The organism is Paenibacillus peoriae KCTC 3763, from assembly GCF_000236805.1.
GTDB lineage: Bacteria > Bacillota > Bacilli > Paenibacillales > Paenibacillaceae > Paenibacillus > Paenibacillus peoriae.
In genome coordinates, this window is the sequence record NZ_AGFX01000028.1 from 1 (window position 1) to 224 (window position 224).

The window sequence follows — 224 nt, forward strand, 5'->3', positions numbered from 1 at the left end:
AAGGGAGGTGTTTAACCCCTTGACCAACGGGCCACACAACAAAATAATTCTGGCGGAGAGAGAGGGATTCGAACCCTCGAGACGCTTTTGGCGCCTACACGATTTCCAATCGTGCTCCTTCGGCCAACTCGGACACCTCTCCATATGGCTCCCCGAACAGGACTCGAACCTGTGACAACTCGATTAACAGTCGAGTGCTCTACCAACTGAGCTATCAGGGAATA

At 52.2% G+C, this 224-nt stretch carries 2 tRNA genes; both read right to left on the reverse strand.

What is annotated here, in order from left to right:
- Positions 1-50: 50 nt before the first annotated feature.
- Positions 51-142 (reverse strand) — tRNA-Ser (locus tag KQI_RS0115170).
- A gap of 3 nt (positions 143-145) precedes the next feature.
- Positions 146-221: transfer RNA gene (locus KQI_RS0115175), tRNA-Asn, on the reverse strand.
- Positions 222-224: the final 3 nt, after the last annotated feature.